This is a genomic window from Rathayibacter sp. Leaf299, assembly GCF_001423055.1.
GTDB classification, from domain to species: Bacteria; Actinomycetota; Actinomycetes; order Actinomycetales; family Microbacteriaceae; genus Rathayibacter; species Rathayibacter caricis.
In genome coordinates, this window is record NZ_LMNT01000002.1 from 740,252 (window position 1) to 764,462 (window position 24,211).

The window sequence follows — 24,211 nt, forward strand, 5'->3', positions numbered from 1 at the left end:
GACTCGCGCCCGGGCTCAGCGCCCGGCGTCGTAGTGGTTCTGGATCTGGGCCTGCGTGAGGACCGTCGAGTAGACGGCGGCGTAGCGGAGACTGCCGGTGAAGTAGGCGGCACCGACGTTCGTCCAGGAGCCGCCGAGGGTGTCGCCGCCGATCTTCCAGTAGCCGGTGGTGTTCTCCGGGTTCCGGAACGCGGTGTTGGACGCCACGCGCTGCCCGTCGAGCCAGAGGCTCAGCCCGGTCGTGGGGGACAGGGTCGAGACCACGTGGTGCCAGGCACCGTCGTTGACGACGCCGGGACTCGTGATCGCTTCGACGCCGTTGTTGTAGATGCCGAACATCAGCTTGCCGTTGGCGCCGATGTAGGTGTGCCGGTCGTACTGGCTGCCGCCGGCCGTCTGCGAGGCGCCGAAGGAGAACAGCTTCCCGCCGGCGACGGTGGTCTTGAACCAGATCTCGGTGCTGAACGTGGTGGGGTTCGTGATCTGCAGCGGCGTGGTCATGTGCTGGCTGCTCGAGGCGGCGAGCTGCCACGAGCCGCCGGGGTCGCGCGGGCACGCCTTGGGCGTCGTGGGTGAGCTGACCATGCCGTTGCGGTAGGTGCCGGCGCGGTTGGCGGTGCCGGTGACGACATCGGGGGCGGTCGCCGAGTTGGAGGCCTGCCCGAGGGTGTAGGCGAAGAGGGCGCTGCTCCTGTCGGCCGCGAAGGCCGAGTCGCAGGTGAAGAACGCGGCGGAGCTGCCGACCGTGTTGGTCGAGTTGAGGATCGACGCCGTGTAGGCGCCGGAGGTGGCGGGGGTGAGCAGCAGTGCCCCGGCGAGGGCGGCGACGGCGACGGCCGCGGTGGCCTTCCGCGGCTGGGCCAGCGCGGCACGGAGGCGGGCGAGCAGCGGGATCCGGGCGACGCGGTGGCGGCTCATCGGGCCGCGTCCTTCCCCGCGGCACGGCGACCGTGCTCTCCGGTGCGCTCGGTCGCCGCGGGCAGACCGATCACGAACGTGTAGATCAGGGGCAGCGCGCACAGCAGCGCGAACACGACCCAGCCCCAGAACGGCAGGTGCAGAGCGGAGGAGACGCTGTACCAGTCCTGCTCGTTCGCCGGGACGCGGAGGCGGCCGACCTCGCCCGAGACGAGATCGAGCGGAGCGGCTCCCTCGGCGCTGACGCGGATCGGGAGGAGGCCGGTCGAGACCAGGGTGGCGTCGGTGTACCCGTTCTCGACGGTGGCCTCGAGGACCACCAGGCCGACGAACGGGCGGAGGAGGAACACGGTGATCGAGGCGACGAGCGACAGTCCGAGCATCCGCATCGCCGCGCGGTGCGTGGGCGAGGGCAGCAGGCGGGTGAGCAGCTGCACCAGGACGGCGCCGGCGAGCAGGAGCGGGAGCCCCTTGGCGAGCCAGCCGAGGCCCGGGAGCGACGTGGTGACGACTCCGATCAGCTGGTCGGGGCCGGTGGCCCACGGGTCGACCGCGCCGTTGATGTCGCCCTGGGTGACCAGCGTGCCGTCGGCGGCCAGGTCGACCACGCGGTGGGTGTAGGTCTCGTCCGGGGTCGTGGAGGGGTGGAAGCTGACGACGTCGCCGACCCGGACGTCCTCGATCGCGGTGGGAGCGGTGAGGACGAGGGTGCCGACCGGGGCGAAGGTGCCCATCGAGGGGGTCTGCACGATGAACCAGCGTCCGCCGGCGGAGTGGAACAGGAGGGCGACGGCGACCATGCCGACGAGGACGGCGGAGGCGGTCCAGATCGCGGCGGTGCGCAGGGCACTCGGGCGGCGCGACGGGGCGGGGGTGTCGGAGGCAGCGGGGGTGTCGGAGGGGGCGGAGGCGACGGGGGTGTCCGTGAGCGTCATGTCCTCCGCCTCCTCGACGGTGTTCGGAGCGGGGCCGCCTCAGGGTGGCGGCCCCGCTCCTCGGGTGGGTGCTTCTCGGGGGTGGTGCGGGTGGTGCGGGTGCCGTGGGGGCGGCGGGGTGGTGCTGGGGGGAGGGGAAGCCGAGGGCCGTGGATCAGCTGGCGAAGGACCAGGTCAGGGGGAGCGAGGCGGAGAGGCCCTGGTAGGTGTTGTTCGCGGCGGAGTCGAGGGTGACCGCGATGCTGAACGGGGTGCTGACACCGGCGGCGACGGCGCCGAGGGACTTGGCGGCGGAACCGGCGAGGGTGGCGGCGGTGCCGTTGAAGATCTCGGTGGTGCCGGAGGTGATGACGACCTTGACCTTGGCGCAGAAGTCGGTCGCCGTGCCGCTGAGGGTGCCGTTGGTGGTCTGGGCGCAGGTGGCGCCGGGGGTGAGGGTGAACGTGTTCGCGGCGACGGTGCCCGCGTTCTTGATGGTGATCGCGGTGGTGACCGTCTGACCCGGGGTCATGTTGGTCGAGCCGCCGAACTTGTTGATGGTGGAGCAGGTCGCGGTGTTGGTGCTGACGGTGCCGCCGTCGGTGCTGAGGCAGGTGACGGGCGTGGTGCCGGTCGACTTCTCCTCCATGACGAGCGTGCCGGAGGCCGCGGTGTTGTTGGAGTTGGTGATGCTGGCGACGAAGCCCGACAGGGTTCCGGACATCGAGACCGACAGCAGGGCGGCGGCCGCGATGCTGGTCGCGATGACCAGCGGAGCGAATCGGACGCGCTTGGTCTTGACGGTAGCGGTGTGGTTCGACATGACAGGACTCCTGATCGGGTAGAAGGTGAACTGCCGGGCAGTTCGTCTCGCTGGTGCGATTGCTTGATGATTAAGCTACTCCGCGATCAAGATACTTTGCAATTCTCAGAAACACCCCTGTCAGAGGGGCACCGCGCCGAGGTGCTCCCCCTTGCAGAAAGGACCCCATGACTCCCACTCCACCGCCCGAGGGCGCGGCGGCCGACGCACCCGTCGCCGCGCTGCGCCACGCGCTCCGCCTGCTCGAGAGCGCTCAGCGCCAGCTGCGCAGCAGCATCGCCGCCGAGCTCGGCGTCGGCCTCTCGGAGCTGACCGCCCTCGAGACGATCGACGACCTCCCGGGCCTCACGCCCAAGATGCTCGCCCTCGAGCTGAACCTGACGACCGGAGCCGTGACCGCTCTGCTCGACCGCCTCGCCTCTTCCGGTCTCGTCGACCGCCTGCCCAACCCCAAGGACCGCCGCAGCGTGCTGCTCCGCCTGACCGAGGCCGGCGCGGCGCTGCCGGCGCGCGTCGAGGAGCGCTACGGCGCCGTCAGCGCCGAGGTGCTGCGCGCCTCGCCGCGCCTGGGCGAGGCGGACGTGGTGGAGGAGCTCGCCCTCGCCGCCGCGGTGATCACCGCCCACACCATCCGCTGACACGGCGCGGTAGCGTCGGAGCGCCCTGTCGGTGAGGGGCTGCAGGAGGAGGAGCCGTGAGCGAGCCCCGCGAGGTCCCGCCGGAGTCGCCGTTCGCCCTCCTGGGCGACGAGGAGGCGGCCGTCTGGTACTCCTACATGAAGGTGCACCTGCGGCTCCGCTACGAGCTGAACCACCAGCTCCGCACGGCGACCGGGCTGTCGCTGGCCGACTACGACGTGCTCGTCGCGCTGACGAGCGAACCCGACGGGCGGATGAGCGTCGCGGACCTCGCCGCGCGGATCGGCTGGGAGCGCAGCCGCGTCTCGCACCGGCTCCGGGGTCTGCGCGAGCGCGAGCTGATCGAGACGCGGCCCGCACCCCGCGATCTGCGGAGCACCGAGGTCGTGCTCACCGACATCGGGCGCACGGCGCTGCGGGACGCCGGGCCCGGCCACATCGACTTCGTGCGCCGCGCGTTCCTCGACGCGCTCGACCCGGAGCGGATGGCGGCGATGCGCGAGTCGCTCGACGCCGTCTACGACCGGCTGATCGAGCACGGAACTCTGCCGCGGCCTGCGGACCACCCGTAGGCGCCTCTTCCCTTCTGCGTGAAACTTCACCTATTCTGAGCGCACCGACCCGAGGAGCGCTGTGGACGAGACTCTCGAGACCCTGATCGACCGCGTCGCGATCCGCGAGCTCGTCGACACCTACGCGCGCGGTGCCGACCGCCGGGATGCGGTGCTGGAGGCGTCGGTGTTCGCCGACGACGGCGAGGTGCTCCTCTTCGTCGGCGACCGCGAGACGACCGGGCCTGTCGACACGATCCGCGGACGCGACGCGCTCGTGCGGACCTTCGAGGGCCTGATCGCGCAGTACGACGCGACGACCTACCTGAACGGGCAGTCGTCGGTCCGCTTCGTCACCGCCGACGCGGCCGAGGGCGAGACGTACTGCACGGCGCTGCACCTGCTGCGCGAGGCCGGGCAGCGGTACCTCCTGACGATGTCGATCCGCTACCTCGACCGCTTCGAGCGGATCGACGGCCGATGGAGGATCGCGCAGCGCCGCCTCGTCATCGACTGGACCGACCGCTCGGCCTCGGCGCCCTGACGCGCCCCCCCACCACCGCCACCACCGAAGGAGAACCATGCCCCTGGACGCCCTGCTGCACGCGAACCTCGTCGAGGTCTTCGGCGAGCGCGACCCCGAGAAGCGCCGCGCCGCAATCACCCGCCTCTACACGCCCGACGTCGAGTTCCTCGACCCCGAGGAGGTGGTCGTCGGGCACGACGCCCTGCACGCGAAGGCGCAGCGCCTGCTCGACGACGCCCCCGGCTTCGTCTTCTCGGCCGCCGGCCCCGCCTACGAGAACCACGACCTCGGCCACCTCGCCTGGAACTTCGGGCCCGAGGGAGCGCCTCCGGTCGTGTCGGGGCTCGACATCTGCCTCGTCGTGGACGGGCGCATCGCGAAGGTCTACACGACCCTGACCTGAGCCCGCGGAGCTCAGACCGTCATGTCGCCCACCGGCGGCTCGGATCCGAGGATCCGGTAGCGCAGCTGCACGACTCCGCGGGGCGAGGTGGCCGCCGGCTCGAGCAGCTCGAGCATCGCGGGGGCCGCACCGCCCTCGAAGACCCGCTTGCCCGCGCCGAGCACGATCGGATGGATCCAGAGCGTCAGCTCGTCGGCGAGGCGCTCGGCGAGCAGGGTCTGCACGAGGTCGAGGCTGCCGATCACGTGGATCCGCTCGTGGCGCGTCCGCAGCTCGCGCACCGCCGCCGCGAGGTCCGGCCCGAGCAGGGTCGACCGCTCCCACGGCAGGGGGACGTCCCGACGGGACGCCACGTATTTCGGGATCGAGTTCAGCAGCCGACCGATGCCGGAGTCGTCGTGCCGCGGCCAGTAGTCGGCGAAGATCTCGGAGGTCCTCCGGCCGAGCAGCAGCGCGTCCATCCCCTCCATGCCGGACTGCACCCAGCCACCGGCGACGTCGTCCAGCAGCGGGGCCTGCCAGCCGCCGAAGGCGAAACCGCCTTGCGGATCCTCGTCGGGCCCGCCCGGCGACTGGGCGACACCGTCGAGGGACGTGAAGAGATCGATGCGCACGGTGCCCACGGGCTGCTCCTCCGCTCAGGGCCGCCGCGTCCCGGCGGACGAGGAGACCGTCCCACGGGTGGGGCGTGCAGGCAAGGGGCGGGAGCGCACTGCCCGCCGTAGGGTGTCCCCGTGGAGTGGACGGCGGTGTTCGAGGCGGAGCGCGGTCGGCTGACCGGGCTCGCGACCCGGCTGCTCGACGACCGGCACGAGGCGGAGGACACCGTCCAGCTGGCCTGGCTGCGACTGCACGGCAGCGACGCCGTGCTCGAGAACCCCGCCGCCTGGCTGACCACGGTGACCACGCGGCTCTGCCTCGACCGGCTGCGCGCCCGCATCCCCGAGCCCGTCGAAGCCGTCGAGGATGCACCCGCCTCCGGTGCCGACCCCGCCGAGTCCGCGGAACGGCGCGACGAGGTGGGCCGGGCGCTGCACGTCGTGGTCGACCGGCTCAGCCCGAACGAGCGGGTCGCGCTCGTGCTGCACGAGTCGTTCGGCTACTCCTTCGACGCGATCGGCGGGACCCTCGACCGCTCGCCGGCGGCCGCGCGCAAGCTCGCCTCTCGGGCGCGCGAGAAGGTCGCGAGCGCCGAGCAGGACGGGCCGGCGTCCGACCGGAGCGTCCTGGACGCGTTCATGGCGGCGGCCCGCGGAGGGGACCTGGCCGGCCTCCTCGCGCTGCTCGCTCCGGGGGCGACCGTCCGCGCCGACGCCGACGCCATCACGGCGGGCACTCCCGAGCGGATCGACGGACGCGCGGCCGTCGCCGCGTTCTTCGACGGCAGCGCGCACGCCGCGCTCCCGGTGCTCACCGCCGGGCGACCGGCGTTCGCCTGGTTCCACCTCGGCGAGGCCAGGGTGCTGTTCGACTTCGCCGTCCGGGACGGCCGGGTCGAGTCGATCGTGTTCCGCGCCGCTCCCGAGGCCCTGGCCGGCGTCGTGCGACGGCCCCGCGACACGCCGGCGGTCACATCCGAGGGCCCTGGCCCGTCGTAGGAGCAGGAGCCGTCGTGCAGCGCGACGGCAGGAGGAGGACACCGTGAAGACCATGACGTGCCGCGACCTCGGCGGGCAGTGCGCCCTCGAGCACCGCGGGGCCACCGCCGACGAGATCATCAACGCCCAGGACCGCCACCTGAAGGACGCGGTGAAGGCGGGCGACGAGTCGCACCGCGAGGCGCGCGAGGCGATGAAGGGCCGCTGGATGCGGCCGAAGAAGGCGCTCGACTGGTACAACGGCGTCAAGCGCGCCTACGCCGAGCTCCCTGAGAGCTGAGCGGATCCGACCGTCCGTCCTCCGCCTCGGCGGGCGGCGCGGGCGCCGTTCGCGATGATCACGACCTCCGCGAGCTCGTGCACGAGCACGACCCCGGCGAGGCCCAGGACGCCGAGGAGCGCGAGGGGCAGGAGGACGACGATCACGCCGAGCGCGAGGATCACGTTCGCGGTCATGATCCGCCGGCCCCGGCGCGCGTGCCGGAGCGCGGCGGGGATCAGGCGCAGGTCGCTGCCGGTGAAGGCCACGTCGGCGGACTCGATCGCGGCCGCCGAGCCGGTCGCGCCCATCGCGATGCCGACGTCGGCTGCGGCGAGAGCCGGGGCGTCGTTGATGCCGTCGCCGATCATCGCCACGCGTCGGTGCCGGGCGATCCGCTCGATCGAGGCCGCTTTGCCGGCGGGCGTCTGCTCCGCGTGCACCTCCGCGATCCCCGCCCGGTCGGCGAGGGCGTGCGCGGTGCGGGCGTTGTCGCCGGTGATCATGACGGAGTCGATGCGGAGGCGGGCGAGCTCCGCGATCGTCGCGGCCGCCTCGGGCGCGAGCTCGTCGCGGACGCCGATCACGCCGAGGACCGCGCCGCCGCGCTCCACGACCACGGCCGTCATGCCGCCGCCCTCCATCGCCTCGCGCTCTGCCGTCAGCGCTCCGGCCGGGACCCAGCGGGGGCTGCCGACGCGGACCGGGACCCCGGAGAGGCTGCCGGTGATGCCGTCGCCGGGATGCTCCGTGACGTCCTCGACCGCGGCCGGCGTCGAGCCGGCGGCGAGGATCGCGGCGGCGAGCGGATGGGTGCTGCGCGCCTCGAGCGCCGCGGCGACCGCCAGCACGTCCTCGCGGGTCGCGCCGGGGGCGGTGGCGACGTCGGCGACGCTCGGGCGGCCCGCGGTGAGGGTGCCGGTCTTGTCGAACGCGACGACCTGCACCGTGCCGAGGCGCTCGAACGCCTCGCCGGAGGTGATGACGAGCCCGAAGCGGCTGCCGGCGCCGATCGCCGAGATCACCGTCACCGGTACGGCGATCGCCAGCGCGCACGGCGAGGCGGCGACGAGCACGACCAGCGCGCGCTCGGTCCAGGTGGTGGTGTCCCCGATCAGCACCCCGACCAGGGCGATCCCTGCGGCGAGCAGGAGCACGGCCGGGACGAGGGGCTTCGCGATGCGGTCCGCGAGCCGGGCCCGCCCGCCCTTGCGGGCGTGGGCCTGCTCGACCAGCCGCACGATCGTCGTCAGCGAATTGTCGGTGCCCGCCGCGGTCGCCTCGACCTGCAGCGCGCCGCCGCCGTTGATCGATCCGGCGCTCACCGCATCGCCCGGGCCGACCTCGACGGGGATCGACTCGCCCGTGATCGCGGAGGTGTCGAGGCTGCTGCGGCCCGAGACGACGACGCCGTCGGTGGCGATCCGGTCGCCGGGGCGCACCACGAGCACGTCGAGCTCGCGCAGCTGCCGCGCCGGGATCGTGACGTCGCCGTGCAGTCGCGAGACGATCGCGGTGTCGGGGAGCAGATCCAGCAGGGCGCGCAGGCTCCCGCGGGCCCGGTCCATCGCCCGGTCCTCGAGCGCCTCCGCGATCGAGAACAGGAACGCCAGCGCGGCCGCTTCTGCGACGTGCCCGAGCAGGACGGCGCCGACGGCCGCGATCGTCATCAGCAGGCCGACGCCGAGCCCGCCGCGCAGCAGCCGCCGCACGGCGCCCGGCGCGAACGTCGACGCGCCCGCGACCAGGCTCGCGCCGAGCACGATCGTGCCGGCGGGCCCCCGGCCGGTCCACTCCAGGACGGAGCCGAGGAGCAGCAGCGCACCGGCCGCGATCGGGACGAGGACGGTCCTGTCCCGCCACCACGGCACCGCGTCCTCCGGCTCTGCGCCGTGGTCGTGCTCGTCGTGCTCGTGCTCGGACGCCGCGTGCTCGTGCGGCCCGGCCTGCCCGGTCGGCCGCGCGCCGAGCGTCAGGGCGGCCGGCTCGTCCCCGCCGCAGCACTCCGCACTCACTCCGGCACCTCGCAGCACAGCGGCACGTCGCAGTCCTCGTCCGTGCAGTCCGCGCCGTCGTCGATCGCGAGCACGACGTCGACCATCGCGAGCAGCGCCTTCGAGAGGTGCGGATCCGCGATCTCGTACCGGGTGCTGCGTCCCTCCGGGATCGCGGCGACGATGCCGCACCCCCGCAGGCAGGTCAGGTGGTTCGAGACGTTCGAGCGCGTGAGGCCCAGCTCCTGCGCCAGCTCGCCCGGATGCCCGGGCCTCCCGATCAGCGACAGCAGGATCCGCGACCGGGTGGGATCGGCCATCGCCCGACCCAGCCGATTCATGACGTCCAGACGCGAGGCGATGGTCAGCATGCACTGACCATACAGCGTCGGCTGACATGACGCCGGGCGGGAACGACGGGGACGACTGCGGTGGGGGACGGGGACGGGCGGGACCAGGACCGCCCGCCCCTCGACGGACCGCCGGGTACCGGTCCGCCGTCACCGCGGCGCACGAGGCGGCCGACGGCAACTCGCCGCGGGGGAGGGGCTCTCGATCGGATCGGAGCGGCCGCCCGCGCGGGAAGAGCGCGAGCAGCGCGGCTCGGGTCCGGGAGCGCACTGCGTCCCGGGCACCCTACGCGACCCTTCCGAGTCCGCTCCCAGGGGTCGCGCAGACGACGGCGCCCCTCCCTCCACGCGGGAGGAAGGGGCGCCGTCGTGCCGAGGGTGTGTCAGCAGGTGGCCGCCGCGTACCGCACCGAGGCCGAGAAGGCCGGCTGGTCGACCGCGGTCCCCGAGACGGACACCGCTCCCTCCGGCATCGCGCGCAGGCGGGTGGTGAAGGCGGCAGAGGCCGCAGCGCCCGGAGCGACCGAGGCGAACGACTTCGTGCCGTACGCGGAGTCGATCGTGACGGCGGCCGGAACCGTGTCGCCGTTGCGGACCGTCACCGTGAGCACGACCTTGCCGGCGACGCAGCGCGTCGTCACCGTGGGAGCGAGCTCGAGGGTGTCGAGGCTCACCGCAGCGGAGGTCGAGGCGAGCACGAGGGCGTCGGAGTAGCCGTCGTACGAGGCGGTGACGCCCGTCACTCCGGCCGGGACCGTCGCCGTGGCAGCGCCGCCGGTCAGCCGCACGGTCTGGCTCCAGCTGCCGCCGCGGAACGTGACGGTGCCCGCCACGTCGCCGGAGTCGGCGGCCGTCACCGTCGTGGTCGCGGTCCGGCCGTCGACGGCGAGCGTCGTGGTCGAGCCGACGGCCTTGACCGGCGCCCACTCCTTCATGGCGGTGAGCACCGTCTGCGGGACGCTGACGAACGCGCCGTGGCGCGGGCTGGCCGGCAGGCCGCCCTTCGTCGAGACGTTCCAGTCGGCCGACTTCGACAGGCGCGAGGCCTGCGAGCTGCCGGCGATGGCCGCGCCCGAGGTCACGAAGGCCTTGTAGCCGCCGCTGCCGTAGTTGTCGACGAGGAACGCGTAGCCGTCACCGGTGCCCGTGGTGTCGTTCGGGTCGCCGGCGTTGAGCTTCACGATCTCGGGGCCCTCGCCCTCCTGGCCGGTCTCGAGACGCGTCATGTTGGTGTCGGTGAGCTGCCACGTCGTCGTCGGGTCGGCGCTCCAGTTCGACGAGGTCGTCGGGGCGGTGAGCACCGTCGACTTCTCGAGGAAGATGTCCTTGCCCGCCTCGAGGATGCCGGCGGCGCCGCCCTCCTCGTTCTTGGTGAAGCGGTAGTAGTAGTCGCCGATCTTGGTGATCGTCGAGTCGATCCGCGCGTAGCCGGTGTCCTGCCAGGTGGCCGGCGGCTGCGTGAAGGTGCGGAAGTCGCGGGTGATCACCGAGAAGACCCGCGAGTAGAGCTTGTCGCCGTTCGACTTCGTGGCGTCGGAGTAGAGGCGCGACGAGAAGAAGACGACGTACGACTGCAGAGCGTCGTCCCAGTACGCCTCCGGCGCCCAGGTCATGCCCGCGGCCGGCTGGTTGACCGTGATGCCGGTATCAGCGCCGTTGGTGCGGGTCCACGTCACGAGGTCGGTCGACTCCCAGACCTCGATCTTGAGGCTGCCCTTGGACTGCGCGTCGCCCCAGCTCGTGCCGCACGAGATGCAGAGGTCGGTGGCGACCATGTAGTACTTGTCGCCGTTGTGCGAGCGGAGGATGAACGGGTCGCGGAGTCCGCGGGTGTCGGTCGTCGAGGTGATGACCGCCTTGCCGTCGTTGACCGGCGAGAAGGTGAAGAAGTCGTTGCCGGACGTCGCCGCCTGGTAGATCTTCTCGTCGCCGTCCGACTTGAAGTACGCCGAGGCGTAGCCCGCGTCGGGAGCGGTGCGGCCGAGCTCGGCCACCGTCAGGGTGAAGCTGCGCGACTCCGACACTCCGTTGAGCGTCGCGTTCGCGGTCAGGGTCACGGTCGCGTCACCGCTGCCGTACGCGGGTCGCGCGACGACTCCGCCGCCCTGGTACGGGTCGGCGGCGCCCACGGCCGGGGCGACGTAGCCGGCGGTCGTCGGAGTGACGAGCGCCGGATTCGAGGAGGTCCACGTGATCGCGGTGCCGTTCTTCACGCCCTTGACGACGAGGGGCAGGTTCTCGGTGGTGCGCGGCGCGAGCACGATCGCGTCGAGGTCGTCGTTGATCCTCGGAGCGAGGACGACGAGCTCGAAGGTGATCGGGCCGCCGGAGCTCGGGGTGGCCGTCAGGGTGACCGGGGTGTCGGTCGTGATCGAGCGCGACACGGCTCCGGTGGTCGAGACGACCGCGGGGTTCGACGACGCCCAGGTGAGCGCGATGCCGTTGCTGGTCGTGGGGAGGTTCAGGTTCCCTGAGACGGCGGTGAGCGACGGGTTGCCGTTGAGCACGACCGGGAGGAGGTCGGAGCGCAGCAGCGCCGCCGTCGAGGCCCGCTTGGCGTCGGCGGTGGGCATGCTCGCTCCGACCTGCTCGGCGGTCAGCGAGGTGTCCCAGAACTTCACGTCGGTGACGTCGCCGGTGAAGAGGGCGTCGCCCTGGTAGAGCGAGCGGCCGAGGTAGCCGAGCGTGCTGCCGGAGGGGATGATGCTCGCCATCGACTTGGCCGCGGTGACCGTCGAGATCTGCGCGCCGTCGCGGTAGAGGGTGAGCGTGGTGCTCGAGCCGGTGCCCGATCCGACCATGGTGAGGGTCGTGAAGCCGGGGTTGAGGCCGCCGCCGGCCGGGAGCCGCTGCTCGCCGTTCCCGCTGTCCTTGACCCGGATGCCGGACAGGACCTGGTTGCTGTACCCGCCCTCCGAGCTGCGCGGGTTCACGAACACGTGGTTGCCCAGCGTCGTCGTGTTCCAGGGGCCGACGCCGTCGCCGATCACCCAGCCGAACTGGTTCGCCGAGGTCTGCGTCTTCACCGTGTACTCGACCGCGAAGGAGTTGTCGGTGCCCGTGACGAGGTTCTTCGGCAGGGCCGCGTAGCCGTTGGCGCGGAAGCGGGCGACCTGGTCGCCGCCCGCGTCCGCGAAGGACGCGTCGGTCAGCCCGGTGAGCGTCGCGTTCCGGCCGTTGCCCGAGATGTCGAGGAGGGCCGAGCCCGCGTGCGACATGTCGTAATGGGCGGTCGGAGCGGGGACGTCGACCGCGGAGGCGGACATCGGCACGAGGACGCCGGTCAGGGCGACGCTCGTGCACGCGAGCGTGGAGAGGAGGAGGGTGCGGGTCCGGCGCCGGGGCGCGGGGTGCTCCGAAGAGCGTCGTCTCATCATCGAGACCTTTCCGATCGTGGGGTGGGGCTCCCGGGGTCGGCGCGGACGCTCGGCCCGGTCCGCACTCCCCTCCATCGGGGAGAGCGGGGGTGTGTTCACGTTAACACGCCCGGCATCGCGGGGAACAGGGCCGATGAGTCCTTTCAGTCGAGATGCTCGAGGACGTCGCGCGCGAGTGTCCATCTCGCCCTAGGGTGTGTTCGCACGCGCCGCCGCGGGCAAGAGGAGGCTCGTCATGCCCGAGTGGTACACCCTCGGAGTCGTCGCGCTGGTGATCGTCGTGGTCGTCGTCGTGATCGTCCGGTTCCGCATCAACCCGGTCATCGCGCTCGCGCTGGGCGCCGCCGCGATCGGCCTCCTGACCGGACTCGGACCCGTCGACACCGTCTCGACCATGTCGACCGGCTTCGGCGAGGTGATGGCCGAGGCGGGCATCCTGATCGGCTGGGGCGTGCTGATCGGTGCCATGCTCAACGAGATGGGCGCGATCGTCCGCCTCGTCGAGGGTCTGATGCGCGTCTTCGGGCGCCGCGGGATCCCTTACGCGCTCGGCCTTTCGCTCGCCACGTACCTGCAGACGATCTTCGTCGACGTGCTGATCGTGATCGCCGCGCCGCTGGCCCGGAGGATCGCCCCGCGCCTGGGCCCGGCCGGCACCGGCATCATCGGCGTCACCTTCGCGGTCGGCCTCGAGATGGGCATCGTGATGATGGTGCCCGGCTTCGCGGCGGTCGCCCTGGCCGGCCTGCTCGGCGTGCCCCTCGGGGTCATGATGCTCGGCGGCTTCGCCGTCGTCGCGCCCACCGTCGTGCTCACGATCCTGCTGATGTCGCTGGCCTTCCGGCTCGGCTTCTGGGATCCGGCGCGCGACCAGCAGGTCGTCGTGCGCGACGACGACGAGGAGGCCGTGCTCGCCGACGCGTCGGCGTCCTCCGGTTCGTCCGGCGCCTCGGCTTCCGCCGCCGCCCCGGCCACCGGCACCGTCCGCACCGCCGTCGGAGGAGTGCCCCGCGGACCGGCCGCCCTCCGGCCCGGTGCCGTCGAGGAGCGCCGGCGCCCCCTCCTGCTGCTCTTCGCGCCGATGCTCGTGGCGCTCCTGCTCATCGCGTCGCAGGCCGTGCTGAGCGTGGCCGGCGCGGAGGTGCCCGTGATGCAGTTCCTCGGCAACCCGATCATCGCCCTGCTGCTCGCCGTCATCGCGACCGGACTGATCGGCCGCCTCGCCGTCGGCACCAAGCGCATCGAGAAGGCCGTCGTGAAGGGCTTCCAGGACGGCGGTCAGATCTTCCTCCTCACCGGCATCGGCGGCTCGCTCGCCGCCGTGATCGCGCAGGGCGACCTCGGCGACGTGCTGAAGGGCTACTTCTCGGCGTCCTCGTTCGCCCCGCTGCTGCTCGTCTGGCTCATGGCCGCCGTGCTGCACATCGCCGTCGGGTCGGTCACCCTCTCGGCGATCACGGCCGCCGGAGTCATCGCGCCCGTCGCCGCGTCGCTGGGACTGGACCCGCTGCTGATCGCGCTCGCCGCGGGCTCCGGCGCGCTGTTCTGCATCCACGTCACGTCGAACACGTTCTGGCTGCTGCAGTCCTTCCTCGACCAGTCGGTGCGCGGGGCGCTCAAGACGGTGACGGTGGGGGTGTCGCTGGCGTCGGTGCTGGCGCTCGGGATGACGCTGGTGCTGTCGCTGTTCCTGTAGGGGGTGTGGTCCTGTCTGAGGGAGTTCCTGTGCGGCGAGGGGGCGGCCCGGGCGTGCGGTCGGAGTCGCGGACGGAGTGACCGGGGCGGCTTCCGGTCGCAGGGCTTCGTCGGCGATCGCGGTCGCTCGAGAGGTCGGCGGCCGGTGCGGCAGCGGTGTGGCGCGTCCCTGGCGTGAACCGCTCGCGACACCGCGAGAACATGAGCGGATGTCAGTAGTCACTGGTTTCGTACTCGTATGACGGGATCAGACATGGCGGAGGTGCTCGAGGTCGTGCGGGAGCGCGGGGATCGGGCGGGTGAGTTGGCGCGGTCGGCATCGCCGGTGCTGCTGGCGGCGGCGGTCGAGCTGCATGCGGCGTACCGAGCGGCGGTGTCGTGTCCGGAGGCGTTCGCGCGGGGTCTGCCGCGGGGCGGGTCGGCGGATCTGGTGGAGCGCTCGGTCCGGGCGGAGCTCGCGGTNCACCCGGATGGCGAAGGACCTGTTCGGTGGCGGCGGCGGTGGAGCTGCATGCGGCCTACCGAGCGGCGGTGTCGTGTCCGGAGGCGTTCGCGCGGGGTCTGCCGCGGGGCGGGTCGGCGGATCTGGTGGAGCGCTCGGTCCGGGCGGAGCTCGCGGTGGGGTGCGGGGTGTCGGAGCGGGTGGTGTCCCGCGATCTGGAGGACGCGCGGCTGCTGATCGAGGATCTCCCGCGCACGCGGGAGGCGCTCGCTGGCGCGAGGCTGCGGTGGGAGGCGGGCCGGATCATCTGCGCGACCGCCGGCAGCCTGCCGCCGGAGTCGCGGGCGGTGTTCGACGAGCGGGCGTGCGAGCTGGCGCTCGTGCTGACGCCCACGCAGCTGCGGCGCCGGGTGGCGCGGTTGCGCGATGAGCTGCACGTCGAGCCGCTCGCTGCGCGGCATGCGCGGGCGCGTGAGGATCGCGCGGTCTGGGTGGTCCCGGACGCGGACGGCATGGCGCTGCTGTGCGCACTGCTGCCCGCCCCGGTCGCCATCGGAGCCTACGCGCGGCTGGACCGCATCGCCCGCTGCCTCCGCGACGGGACCGACAGCGGAGGAGGGGACGTCGACCGGCCGGACGACGCCCGCACCCTCGCGCAGCTGCGCGCCGACGCGCTCGCCGACCTGCTCTGCCACGGCGACGTCACGGGCACCGCTCCCGACGTCGCCGGCGCTGCACCCGGCGATGCGGCGACTCCGACGTTCGTCTCCGGAGTGCGCGCCGAGGTCCGGTTGACCCTCGCCGCGAGCACCGCCACCGGCCGCGACGACGCCCCCGCCGACCTCGACGGCTACGGACTCATCCCCGCCCACGTCGCCCGCGAACTCGCCGGAGCCGCCACGACGATCACCCGCGTCCTCACCGACCCCGACACCGGCACGGTCCTCTCGGTGGGCCGCACCCACCGCGTCCCGCCACCCCGGATGCGGCTCGCCCTCCACCTGCGCGACCGGACCTGCCGCTTCCCCGGCTGCACCCGCCCCGCAGCTCGCACCGAGGCCGACCACACCCTCGAATGGCGTCACGGCGGGCAGACGAGCCTCGACAATCTCGCCTCCCTCTGCACCGCCCACCACCACGTCCGCCACGGCGACCGCTGGACCTACGTCCTCCACCCCGACGGCACCGCCCACTGGACCACTCCCACCGGGCGCCGCATCACCACGCGACCGGAGACCCTCCTCGCTGACCCCGCGCGCCTCCAGCCCGAACCGCGGTTCACGGAGCCGCCTCCGTTCTGAACCCGGGGCGCCGTCGACCAGCTACCCGACCGGACCCTCCGCTTCGCCGTTCGAAGCAGCGCAGTGCTGCGTTCTGCCGTACCTGCTTGCCTGCCGCGCCGTGCCCCGCCGTGCGCCAGGATGGTCCGCATGCTGCGAGCGACCGACATGCCCTGGGACCTCATCCGGGACCGCCGCCCGGCGCTCGCGCTGCTGCCGTTCGGCGCGCTCGAGGCGCACGGGCTGCACCTGCCGCTCTCGACCGACACGCTCGTCGCCGAAGCGGTCACCGAGCGGATGGCGCACCGTCTCGACGCGCTGCTCCTGCCGGCGATCCCCTACGGGGCGACGGCCGGCACCGCCGGCTACCCGGGCACCGTCTCGCTGTCGGCACCGACCGTGACGGTGGTCGCCGTCGACATCGCGCGGGCGCTCGCGGCCTCGGGCGTGGGCCTCCTCGTGATCGTCAACGGCGACTACGGCAACCGCGCCCCGCTGCGCGCGGCGGTCGACGCGCTCACCGCCGACGGGATCGAGGTGCTGCTGCTCGACTACCCCGGCTTCGAGGAGGCGGCCGCGAGGGTCCGCGAATCCCGCCCCGCCGCACCCGGACTCGCGCATGCGGAGGAGCTCGAGACCTCGCTGGTCCTGGCCCTCGCTCCCGAGCTGGTGCTGCGCGAGCGCTACGTCGTCTGCTACCCGGACTTCCCGCCGGAGTTCGGCACCGTCGAGATGCCACTGGACCCCTTCTCGGAGTCGGCCGTCTTCGGCGATCCGACCTCGGCGTCCGCCGAGAAGGGCGAGGCGATCCTGGAGGCGGTGGTCGAGGCGTCGGTCGAGGCGGTGCGCACGGCTCTCCGGTGAGCGGAGCCGCGCCTCCTCAGTGACGACGGGTCACCGGGACCCCGCCACCGCGGCCGTCGAGGTCCGCTCCACGAGCTCGACCGGCAGCTTCTCCCGCACCCGGGCCTCCGCCGGATCCGCCAGGGCGTCCAGCAGCAGTCGAGCCGCCCGGGATCCCATCGCCACGGCGGGCTGGCGGATCGTGGTCAGCCCGACGAGCGCCGCCGACTCGATGTCGTCGAAGCCGATCACCGAGACGTCCTGCGGAACCCGGAGGCCCGCGGTCCGCAGCCGGTCGACGGCTCCGATCGCGATCTCGTCGTTGCCGGCGGCGATCGCCGTGAACGGCGTCCCGCTGCGCAGCGCTTCGTCCACCAGAGCGGCCCCCGACGGCGCGGAGTAGTCGCCGGTGAGCATCAGCGCGTCGGGGAACGACTCCCGGACGCCCGCGGTGCGGTCCCGCGTCGAGACCAGGCCGCGCGGCCCGGCGATGATCAGCACCCGTTCGTGCCCGAGCGCGGCCAGATGCTCTCCGGCCAGGTGCCCTCCTCGCCGGTTGTCCGAGGTGACGACGGTCACGTTCTCGAGCGACGGGATCTCCTCGTCGGCGAGCACGAGCGGGTACTCGGCGGCGAACGGCCGCAGCTCCTCCGCATCGACGGGGGAGTCGCTCGCGACGTAGACGAGGCCGTCGACCGTGCGGTTCCGCAGCAGATCGAGGTAACGCTGAGTGCGCTGACCGCCGAAGGACGTGCTGCAGATCAGCACGCCGTAGTCGAGCGGACCCGCGACCAGCTCGACGCCCTTCGCGATGCGGCTGAAGTAGGAGGTGGTGATGTCCGGCACCGCGACGGCGAGCAGTCGGCTCCGCCCGGACTGCAGGGTGCGGGCCGCCGAATCGGGGACGTAGCCCGCCTGCCGGATGATCGCGAGGATCCGCTCGGCCGTGCGCGGATTCACCGGGCGCTTGCCCGAGAGCACGTGCGAGACCGTCGTCACGCTGACCCCGGCCGACTGCGCGATCTGCTGCATGGTCGGTCTGCCCGCTCGCATCGTTGCCTCGACTCCCTCGCCCTGCAAAACGCTTTGCACCGCATTCCATCACATCACAGAAGCGCCTCCCTGCGCTCGACCGCGCATGGCGCTCACCGTCGCCCCCCGGATCGGGGGAGATGTCACCCCGCATTTCCGACCCGTTTCCGCGGGAAGAAGACCCCATTACGAAGCGTCACTCGGGGACTGCCGGGCACCGCGCCGACCCTAGGCTCGGGAGATCCTCCTCAGGCGCGATGCCCCGAATGCAAAACCTTTTGCACACCCGACCGGAAGACCAGGTGACCGTGAAAGACCTCGATCTCGCTCGCGCCGCCCAGCGCGTCTCCGTCCCCGTCGTCGCCGTTCTGCTGGCGCTGGTCATCGGAGCGATCCTGATCACGGTGTCCGGGCGCTCGCCCGTCGACGCGATGGCGGCGATCGGCCGCGCCGCCTTCACCTGCGATCCCGGGTACTGCAACTTCGGCACCGTGCTCACGACGGCCACGCCGCTGATCATGACCACGCTCGGCGCCGTCATGGTCCTGCGGGCGGGCCTGTTCAGCATCGGCCAGGAGGGGCAGTACGGGCTCGGAGCCGTCGCGGCGGTCGTCGTGGGCTACCAGGTCCAGCTCCCCGGAGGGCTGCACCCGATCGTCGCGCTGCTGGCCGCGGGCGTCGCGGGAGCGCTGGTCGGACTCGTCCCCGCGGTCTTCCGCGTCTTCCTCGGAGCGAACGAGCTGATCGTCAGCATCATCCTCAACTCGATGGTCGCCCTGCTGCTGAGCTTCCTCATCAACTACCCGCTGCGGGACACGGGCGGGACGGCCTCCTACACGCCGCAGATCGACGAAACGGCGCGGCTCCCGATCTTCGACACCGCGACCAAGCTCGGCGCGAACCTCGTCGTGGCCCTCGCCTTCGTGGCGATCGTCGCGGTGTACATGTCCCGGACGACCTGGGGCTACGAGCAGCGGATGGCGGGCGAGGCGCCCGTCTTCGCCCGCTACTCCGGGATGCGCACCCGCACGGCCGTGCTCCGAGCGGCCGCCCTCGGCGGAGCCCTCGCCGGCATCGGCGGCGGCATCCAGGTCCTCGGCATGAACTACCGCGTGATCGACGGGTTCCTCGACGGCACCGGCTTCAACGGGCTGACGGCGGCGATCCTCGGAGGCACCACCGTGATCGGCGGGTCCCTCGCCGCGATCCTGTTCTCGGCGATCACCGTCGGCGCGATCAACGGGCTGCAGATCCTGATGGGCGTGCCGCGCGAGATCGGCGCCGTGATCCTCGCGCTGATGATCCTCCTCGTCGCGATCCAGACGCCGCTCGCCGGACGCCTGGAGCTCTGGCTCAGCAAGCGCCGGGGCGCCCGCGAGATCGCCGCGCGGGCGGCCGCCGCTCCGCCGCCCCCGGAACCGGTCGACACGCCGCCGGACCCCGACGAGGTCCGCGCCCACGCGGCCGCCCGGAACGAGGAGTGAGCATGGACTTCCTCCTCGCCCTCCTGACCCCCGAGCTCATCCACAACGGGATCCAGCTGACCACCCCGATCCTCTTCGGCGCCCTCGCCGCCGCGCTCAGCTCGCGGGCCGGAGTCCTGAACCTCGCGATCGAGGCGAAGATGCTGGTCGGAGCCTTCGTCGGACTCGTCGCTCTCGACGGCACCGGGTCGCAGCTGCTCGCCGTCGTGATCGCCGCGCTGGCCGGAGCGCTCACCGGCGGGCTGATGGCCCTCGCGCACCGCGTCGGGGTCGACCTGATCGTCTTCGCGATCGGGCTCAACATGCTGCTGCTGGAGCTGTCGATCTACCTCATGCGTCAGTTCTTCGGGGGCGTGGGCGTCTGGACCCCCGACGTCGCGACGCTGCCGTCGATCCCGCTGCCGTTCCTCGAGGGCGTGCCCGTGCTCGGCCCGCTGCTCAGCGGCTACAACGCGCTGGTCTACCTCGCGTTCGCGCTCGCGGCTGCGTTCGGCCTGCTCTTCCGCTACCGGCCCGGCCGCCACCTCCTGGCGGTGGGCGAGGCTCCGGGAGCCGCGGCCGCCGCGGGCATCTCGGTCGAGCGGGTGCAGACGCTCTCGCTGGTCGGCTCCGGCGCCCTCGCCGCTCTCGGAGGCGCGTTCCTGACGGTCGGCGAGCTCGGGCTCTTCGCCCGCAACATGACCGACGGCGCCGGCTGGATCGCGATCACCGCGGCGCTGCTCGCGGTGAACCGCCCCGTGTTCCTCGTGCCGGCGTCCCTCCTCTTCGGCTTCTCCGACGCCTTCGCGATCCGCCTGCAGAGCACCACCGACCTGCCCCAGGTCCTCGTGCAGCTCATCCCGATGGCCGCGACGCTCCTCGTGCTCGGCTTCGTCGGCTATCGGGGACTCCGCGCCAAGGAGACCCTCGGCCTGCCCCGCCGCGCCCGCCGTCAGCTGGCCGGCGCTCTGCGCTGACGCTCGCGCCGCCCTCTCGCCCCTCCCTCCCACCCCGCACCCGACGAGAACGAAGGACACAGCCATGACCCTCCCCGCACCCTCCCGCCGCCGCGTCCGGCAGGCGTCCGCCCTCTCCGCCCTGGCCGTCACGGCCCTCGCCCTCTCGGCCTGCAGCGGCGGAGGCTCCGCCTCGACCGCGGCCCCCGACTCCGACGCCTACACCGTCGCGCTGGTCGGCGGCGTCGCGGGCGACCTCTCCTACACCGACTCCGCCCTGGCAGGCCTCACCGAGGCGAAGGACGCCCTCGGGGTCGCGACCTCGCACATCGAGGCGCCCGACGTGGCGCAGGGCGAGACCCTCCTCCGCTCGGCCATCCAGACCTCGCCGGACCTCGTGCTGAGCATCACCCTGCCGCTGGACACCGTCATCGCGATCGCCGAGCAGTACCCGGACCAGAAGATCGGCATGCCGGACCAGAGCCTCGAGGACTCCGAGGTGCCCGACAACCTCGAGCTCTACACGATCAACACCCACGAGGGCAGCTTCCTGGCGGGCCTGGTCGCGGGCACGATGACCACCACCAAGAAGGTCGGCGCGGTCGTCGGCGGCGACGCTCCGGGGCTCAACCAGTTCGCCTGGGCGTACGAGCAGGGCGTCAAGGAGGCGTGCGGCGACTGCACCGTGCAGCGCACCTACCTCAACTTCACCTTCAACGACCCGGCGCTGGGCAAGTCGACCGCCCTCGACATGCACAGCGACGGGGTCGACGTGATCTTCCAGGTCGCGGGCGGCTCGGGCACCGGCGTCATCGAGGCCGCGGAGGAGGAGGGCTTCTACGCCATCGGCGTCGACAGCGACCAGGACTCCGTCGCGCCCGGCACGGTCATCACCTCGATGATGAAGCACGTCGACGCCAACGTCCTCACGATGATCTCCTCGGCGCAGGAGGGGGAGTTCACCTCGGGCGCCACCAACGTCGGACTCGCCGAGGGCGCGACCGGGCTCTCGTGGGACGAGGGCTCCACGGTCTTCGAGGACGCCCACCCCGAGCTCGCCGAGCCCGTGGCCGCCGCCAAGAGCACCGTCGCCGACTACGAGACGCGGATCCTCGACGGCTCGTTCGAGGTCTGCGACGCCCTGAACGCCCCCGACTCGGACGCCTGCTCGCCCTTCGCCGGCTGATCCGCCCCGACCGCAGGAGTCGCCGATCACCCCCCGGTCGGCGGCTCCTGCGCTCCCCCTCTCGCGCCCCGCCGCGGCACCCGCACCAGGAAGGCCCCTCCATGACCACTCCGTTCCTCCGGCTCGACGGCCTGCGGAAGTACTTCGCCTCCTCCGGCGTCCTGGCGGTCGCCGACGTCTCGCTCGACGTCGGCGCCGGCGAGGTGGTCGCCCTGGTGGGCGAGAACGGCACGGGCAAGACCACGCTGATGAACCTGCTGTTCGGCGCGTTCCCGCTCGACGCCGGTCGGATCGAGATCGACGGCGAAGAGGTCGCGATCCGGGGGCCGCAGGACGCGATCGACCACGGTATCGGCATGGTGCAGCAGCACTTCGCGCTCGTCCCCTCCTTCACCGTCGCGCAGAACGTGCTGCTGGGCCGCGAGCCCCGACGCCGCGACGGCCGGATCGACGACGCCGCGGCGGAGCGCGAGGTCGGCGCCCTCGCCGATCGCCTCGGATTCCCGGTGGACCCGGCGAAGCTGGTCGCGGCCCTGCCGATCGGCCTGCAGCAGCGCGTCGAGATCCTGAAGGCGCTCGCCGGCGACACGAGGCTGCTGATCCTCGACGAGCCGACCGCGGTGCTCACCCCGTCCGAGGCGGAGGACCTGCTGCGCGCTGTCCGCCGACTCGCCTCCCTCGGGACCTCGGTCGTGTTCATCAGCCACAAGCTGCCCGAGGTCATGGCCGTCGCGGACCGCATCGTCGTGATGCGCCGCGGGCACGTGGTCGGCGGGATGACCGCCGCCGAGGCGACCGCTCCGGCGATCGCCCGGATGATGGTCGGCCGCGACGTGCTGCTCAGCGCCGACATCCCGCCGGGCAGCCCCGGGGCGGACGTCCTGCGGGTGTCCGGGGTCTCGGCGCCGCAGGTGAGCGCGGGGGACTCGGGACTCGACGACGTCTCGCTCACCATCGCGTCGGGGGAGATCCTCGGAGTCGCGGGCGTGAGCGGCAACGGCCAGGGCGCGCTGGTCGACGCGATCGCCGGACTCCGCCGGGTGCGCGAGGGCACGGTCGAGATCGCCGGGACCGACACCACCGGTCGCGGCCCGCGCGCCGCCCGTGATGCCGGGCTCGCGCACATCGCCGAGGACCGCATGCACGTGGGCCTGAACCGCGGCGCGACGCTGGAGGAGAACGCCGTCTCGGTCGCCTACCGCTCGCCGCGCTTCCACCGGGCTGGTCTGCTCCGCCGCGGCGCGATCCACCGGTTCGCGGTGCAGCTCATCGACGACTACATCGTCCGCGGCGCCTCCGCCCGGCGTCTGATCGGCTCGCTCTCGGGCGGCAACCTGCAGAAGATCGTGATCGGCCGCGAGCTCGACGGCGACCCCGCGGTGATCATCGCCAACCAGCCCACTCGCGGACTGGACGTGGGCAGCATCGAGTTCGTGCACCGGGCCCTGCTCGCCGCGCGCAGCCGGGGCGCGGGCGTCCTGCTCCTCTCGGCCGAGCTCGAGGAGATCCTCACGCTCTCGGACCGGATCGTCGTGATGTACGACGGCCGCCTCGCCGGGCCGTTCGCCCGCGGCGAGCTCGACACCGCCGAGATCGGCGCGCTCATGGCCGGCTCCGACCTCGAGACGAGCGCCCCGTGACGCGCACGCTGATCGTCGCCGACCACGTGCTGCCCGATGTCGAGGCCGACGAGCTCGGCCCGGCGGTCGTCGCGGTCGAGGACGGCATCGTCCTCTCGGTCGATCCGCTGCGCGGTGCTCGCCCCCGCGGCGCGGACGTCGTCGACCTCGGCCGCTCCGTCGTGCTGCCCGGACTGGTGAACGCGCACGCCCACGCGCCGATGATGCTGTTCCGCGGCGTCTCGGAGGGGCACTCCCTGCTGACCCTCGAGGGCTGGCTCGGAGCGATCCGCTCGCTCGAGGAGCACCTCTCGCCCGAGCTCCTCGCGGCGTCGGCGTCGGTCGCCTGCGCCGAGATGATCGGCAGCGGTACGACGTCGTTCGCCGACCAGTACCTGTTCGCCGAGTCGTACCTCGCCGCGATCGAGGACTCGGGTCTGCGCGCCCGGGTCGCGTACGGCATCGTCGAGCTCGGCGACGACGCCGTCCGCGCCCGCGAGCTCGCCGCCGCGGAGTCGTTCGTCGCGGCCTCACAGGAGCACCCGTTGGTGCGCGGCTGGGTCGGACCGCACGCGTTCTTCGTCGACAACCAGGTCGAGGCGATCGAGGCCGAGGTCGCCCTCGCGCACCGCTTCGGCGTCGGGCTGCACACGCACTTCGCCACGTCGGGGGAGGAGGAGGACGCCTGCCGCGAGCGCTACGGCCGCGGCGCCCTCGAGACGATGGGCGGGCTCGGCCTCTTCGACGTCCCCCTCCTGCTCGCCCACTCGAACGAGATCGTGGTCGAGGATCTGGCGCTGCTCGCCGGGTCGCGCGCGAGCCTCGTGGCCGCCGCCTCCGTCGCGATGATCAGCGGAGCAGCGGCCCCTCCGGTCCGGCAGGCTCTGGACGCTGGCGTCAACGTCGCGATCGGCACCGACAACCTCTGCGGCAACAACAACGCCGACCTGTTCGAGGAGCTGCGCACGCTCGGCAAACTGGCGGCCTTCGCCGAGCGCCGGCCGAACGCGATCACCTCCCGCGAGCTGCTCGGCCTCGCGACCTGGCGGGGGCACCGCGCCCTCGGCGGCGCCGCGGAGGACGGCTCGCTCGTCCCCGGAGCCGTCGCCGATCTGATCGCGCTCCCCGTGGAGGCCCTGCACCGCGGGCCCGTCGCGGCGCAGTCGCTCCACTCCGCGCTCGTCTACGGGGCGTCCGGCTTCGACACCTCCGACGTCATGACCGCCGGGCGCTGGCTCAAGCGCGACGGCGCCGTGACGACGGTCGACCTCGCGGCGGCGGTGGAGCAGCGGCAGCGCGACCACGACACCCTGATGGAGCGGGTGCGCGCCGCCTGAGACGCCG

General features: G+C 72.8%; 22 protein-coding genes. 14 read left to right on the forward strand and 8 right to left on the reverse strand.

Translation table 11 applies throughout. From position 1 onward, the window contains the following. Positions 1 to 15: 15 nt before the first annotated feature. From ASF48_RS10720 to ASF48_RS10730, 3 genes are all read right to left on the reverse strand, one after another. Complete coding sequence (locus ASF48_RS10720) at positions 16 to 918, reverse strand: LamG domain-containing protein (RefSeq protein WP_082481255.1); 903 nt, start codon at positions 916 to 918, stop codon at positions 16 to 18. Beyond that, positions 915 to 1,853 (reverse strand): S26 family signal peptidase, encoded by a 939-nt coding sequence (locus tag ASF48_RS10725; protein ID WP_055790896.1) that lies wholly within the window; start codon positions 1,851 to 1,853, stop codon positions 915 to 917. The genes ASF48_RS10720 and ASF48_RS10725 overlap by 4 nt, the downstream gene beginning before the upstream one ends. Positions 1,854 to 2,007: 154 nt before the next feature. Next, complete coding sequence (locus ASF48_RS10730; protein WP_055790898.1) at positions 2,008 to 2,655, reverse strand: hypothetical protein; 648 nt, start codon at positions 2,653 to 2,655, stop codon at positions 2,008 to 2,010. A gap of 167 nt (positions 2,656 to 2,822) precedes the next feature. On the opposite strand from ASF48_RS10730, the gene ASF48_RS10735 reads away from it, so the two are divergent. The 4 genes from ASF48_RS10735 to ASF48_RS10750 all read left to right on the forward strand — a co-directional run bounded on the left by ASF48_RS10735 (position 2,823) and on the right by ASF48_RS10750 (position 4,773). Continuing rightward, complete coding sequence (locus ASF48_RS10735; RefSeq protein ID WP_055790901.1) at positions 2,823 to 3,293, forward strand: MarR family transcriptional regulator; 471 nt, start codon at positions 2,823 to 2,825, stop codon at positions 3,291 to 3,293. 56 nt (positions 3,294 to 3,349) lie between these two features. Continuing rightward, on the forward strand, positions 3,350 to 3,865 hold the full coding sequence (locus tag ASF48_RS10740; protein WP_055790904.1) for a MarR family winged helix-turn-helix transcriptional regulator: 516 nt from the start codon (positions 3,350 to 3,352) through the stop codon (positions 3,863 to 3,865). A gap of 61 nt (positions 3,866 to 3,926) precedes the next feature. Beyond that, positions 3,927 to 4,388 carry a nuclear transport factor 2 family protein gene (locus tag ASF48_RS10745; protein WP_055790907.1) on the forward strand — a complete coding sequence of 154 codons (462 nt, stop codon included), beginning with the start codon at positions 3,927 to 3,929 and terminating at the stop codon, positions 4,386 to 4,388. Positions 4,389 to 4,425: 37 nt separating this feature from the next. After that, positions 4,426 to 4,773: a nuclear transport factor 2 family protein gene (locus ASF48_RS10750; protein ID WP_055790910.1), complete on the forward strand. Its 348-nt coding sequence runs from the start codon at positions 4,426 to 4,428 to the stop codon at positions 4,771 to 4,773. Positions 4,774 to 4,784: 11 nt separating this feature from the next. Here ASF48_RS10750 and ASF48_RS10755 read toward each other — a convergent pair whose 3' ends face one another. Next, on the reverse strand, positions 4,785 to 5,396 hold the full coding sequence (locus tag ASF48_RS10755) for a dihydrofolate reductase family protein (RefSeq protein ID WP_055790919.1): 612 nt from the start codon (positions 5,394 to 5,396) through the stop codon (positions 4,785 to 4,787). Between the two features lie 111 nt (positions 5,397 to 5,507). On the opposite strand from ASF48_RS10755, the gene ASF48_RS10760 reads away from it, so the two are divergent. Both ASF48_RS10760 and ASF48_RS10765 read left to right on the forward strand, forming a co-directional pair. Beyond that, positions 5,508 to 6,371 (forward strand): sigma-70 family RNA polymerase sigma factor, encoded by an 864-nt coding sequence (locus ASF48_RS10760; protein ID WP_055790922.1) that lies wholly within the window; start codon positions 5,508 to 5,510, stop codon positions 6,369 to 6,371. Between the two features lie 52 nt (positions 6,372 to 6,423). Next, the gene (locus ASF48_RS10765) at positions 6,424 to 6,651 is read left to right on the forward strand and encodes a DUF1059 domain-containing protein (RefSeq protein WP_230674080.1); all 228 of its coding nucleotides are present in this window, start codon (positions 6,424 to 6,426) and stop codon (positions 6,649 to 6,651) included. Here the strand turns inward: ASF48_RS10765 and ASF48_RS10770 are convergent. The 3 genes from ASF48_RS10770 to ASF48_RS10780 all read right to left on the reverse strand — a co-directional run bounded on the left by ASF48_RS10770 (position 6,627) and on the right by ASF48_RS10780 (position 12,348). Beyond that, positions 6,627 to 8,645: a heavy metal translocating P-type ATPase gene (locus ASF48_RS10770; RefSeq protein ID WP_442965570.1), complete on the reverse strand. Its 2,019-nt coding sequence runs from the start codon at positions 8,643 to 8,645 to the stop codon at positions 6,627 to 6,629. The genes ASF48_RS10765 and ASF48_RS10770 overlap by 25 nt on opposite strands. Next, positions 8,642 to 8,995: a Cd(II)/Pb(II)-sensing metalloregulatory transcriptional regulator CmtR gene (gene cmtR / locus ASF48_RS19440; RefSeq protein WP_055790928.1), complete on the reverse strand. Its 354-nt coding sequence runs from the start codon at positions 8,993 to 8,995 to the stop codon at positions 8,642 to 8,644. The genes ASF48_RS10770 and cmtR overlap by 4 nt, the downstream gene beginning before the upstream one ends. 362 nt (positions 8,996 to 9,357) lie before the next feature. Continuing rightward, the gene (locus ASF48_RS10780; RefSeq protein WP_235577228.1) at positions 9,358 to 12,348 is read right to left on the reverse strand and encodes an immunoglobulin-like domain-containing protein; all 2,991 of its coding nucleotides are present in this window, start codon (positions 12,346 to 12,348) and stop codon (positions 9,358 to 9,360) included. Between the two features lie 238 nt (positions 12,349 to 12,586). On the opposite strand from ASF48_RS10780, the gene ASF48_RS10785 reads away from it, so the two are divergent. From ASF48_RS10785 to ASF48_RS10795, 3 genes are all read left to right on the forward strand, one after another. Continuing rightward, a complete protein-coding gene (locus tag ASF48_RS10785) occupies positions 12,587 to 14,047 on the forward strand; it encodes a GntP family permease (RefSeq protein WP_055790934.1) in 1,461 nt (486 codons plus the stop codon). A 500-nt stretch (positions 14,048 to 14,547) separates the two neighbouring features. Beyond that, entirely contained in the window at positions 14,548 to 15,789 is a 1,242-nt protein-coding gene (locus ASF48_RS10790) for an HNH endonuclease signature motif containing protein (protein ID WP_268788512.1), read from the forward strand. Between the two features lie 129 nt (positions 15,790 to 15,918). Then, positions 15,919 to 16,632: a creatininase family protein gene (locus tag ASF48_RS10795; RefSeq protein ID WP_055790938.1), complete on the forward strand. Its 714-nt coding sequence runs from the start codon at positions 15,919 to 15,921 to the stop codon at positions 16,630 to 16,632. Between the two features lie 30 nt (positions 16,633 to 16,662). Here the strand turns inward: ASF48_RS10795 and ASF48_RS10800 are convergent, their stop codons facing one another. Further along, positions 16,663 to 17,643, reverse strand: a complete 981-nt coding sequence (locus ASF48_RS10800; protein WP_055790942.1) for a LacI family DNA-binding transcriptional regulator — start codon at positions 17,641 to 17,643, stop codon at positions 16,663 to 16,665. A gap of 308 nt (positions 17,644 to 17,951) precedes the next feature. Between ASF48_RS10800 and ASF48_RS10805 the strand changes: the two genes are divergently transcribed. The 5 genes from ASF48_RS10805 (at position 17,952) to ASF48_RS10825 (ending at position 24,204) form a co-directional block, all read left to right on the forward strand. Continuing rightward, a complete protein-coding gene (locus tag ASF48_RS10805) occupies positions 17,952 to 19,127 on the forward strand; it encodes an ABC transporter permease (RefSeq protein ID WP_162238035.1) in 1,176 nt (391 codons plus the stop codon). A 2-nt stretch (positions 19,128 to 19,129) separates the two neighbouring features. Next, positions 19,130 to 20,083 (forward strand): ABC transporter permease, encoded by a 954-nt coding sequence (locus ASF48_RS10810; protein ID WP_055790950.1) that lies wholly within the window; start codon positions 19,130 to 19,132, stop codon positions 20,081 to 20,083. A gap of 64 nt (positions 20,084 to 20,147) precedes the next feature. Next, positions 20,148 to 21,248: a BMP family ABC transporter substrate-binding protein gene (locus ASF48_RS10815; protein ID WP_055790953.1), complete on the forward strand. Its 1,101-nt coding sequence runs from the start codon at positions 20,148 to 20,150 to the stop codon at positions 21,246 to 21,248. A gap of 101 nt (positions 21,249 to 21,349) precedes the next feature. Further along, positions 21,350 to 22,888, forward strand: coding sequence for an ABC transporter ATP-binding protein (locus tag ASF48_RS10820; protein ID WP_055790955.1), 1,539 nt, complete (start codon positions 21,350 to 21,352; stop codon positions 22,886 to 22,888). Next, positions 22,885 to 24,204 carry an amidohydrolase family protein gene (locus ASF48_RS10825; RefSeq protein WP_055790958.1) on the forward strand — a complete coding sequence of 440 codons (1,320 nt, stop codon included), beginning with the start codon at positions 22,885 to 22,887 and terminating at the stop codon, positions 24,202 to 24,204. Before ASF48_RS10820 ends, ASF48_RS10825 begins: the two co-directional genes overlap by 4 nt. Positions 24,205 to 24,211 lie beyond the last annotated feature (7 nt).

Coding starts and splice junctions, on each gene's coding strand:
- ASF48_RS10800 (WP_055790942.1), bottom strand. CDS start 17,643: ATGCAGCAGATCGCGCAGTCGGCCGGGGTCAGCGTGACGACGGTCTCG.
- ASF48_RS10765 (WP_230674080.1), top strand. CDS start 6,424: ATGACGTGCCGCGACCTCGGCGGGCAGTGCGCCCTCGAGCACCGCGGG.
- cmtR (WP_055790928.1), bottom strand. CDS start 8,995: ATGCTGACCATCGCCTCGCGTCTGGACGTCATGAATCGGCTGGGTCGG.
- ASF48_RS10810 (WP_055790950.1), top strand. CDS start 19,130: ATGGACTTCCTCCTCGCCCTCCTGACCCCCGAGCTCATCCACAACGGG.
- ASF48_RS10815 (WP_055790953.1), top strand. CDS start 20,148: ATGACCCTCCCCGCACCCTCCCGCCGCCGCGTCCGGCAGGCGTCCGCC.
- ASF48_RS10795 (WP_055790938.1), top strand. CDS start 15,919: ATGCTGCGAGCGACCGACATGCCCTGGGACCTCATCCGGGACCGCCGC.
- ASF48_RS10820 (WP_055790955.1), top strand. CDS start 21,350: ATGACCACTCCGTTCCTCCGGCTCGACGGCCTGCGGAAGTACTTCGCC.
- ASF48_RS10780 (WP_235577228.1), bottom strand. CDS start 12,348: ATGAGACGACGCTCTTCGGAGCACCCCGCGCCCCGGCGCCGGACCCGC.
- ASF48_RS10725 (WP_055790896.1), bottom strand. CDS start 1,853: ATGACGCTCACGGACACCCCCGTCGCCTCCGCCCCCTCCGACACCCCC.
- ASF48_RS10730 (WP_055790898.1), bottom strand. CDS start 2,655: ATGTCGAACCACACCGCTACCGTCAAGACCAAGCGCGTCCGATTCGCT.
- ASF48_RS10785 (WP_055790934.1), top strand. CDS start 12,587: ATGCCCGAGTGGTACACCCTCGGAGTCGTCGCGCTGGTGATCGTCGTG.
- ASF48_RS10720 (WP_082481255.1), bottom strand. CDS start 918: ATGAGCCGCCACCGCGTCGCCCGGATCCCGCTGCTCGCCCGCCTCCGT.
- ASF48_RS10735 (WP_055790901.1), top strand. CDS start 2,823: ATGACTCCCACTCCACCGCCCGAGGGCGCGGCGGCCGACGCACCCGTC.
- ASF48_RS10750 (WP_055790910.1), top strand. CDS start 4,426: ATGCCCCTGGACGCCCTGCTGCACGCGAACCTCGTCGAGGTCTTCGGC.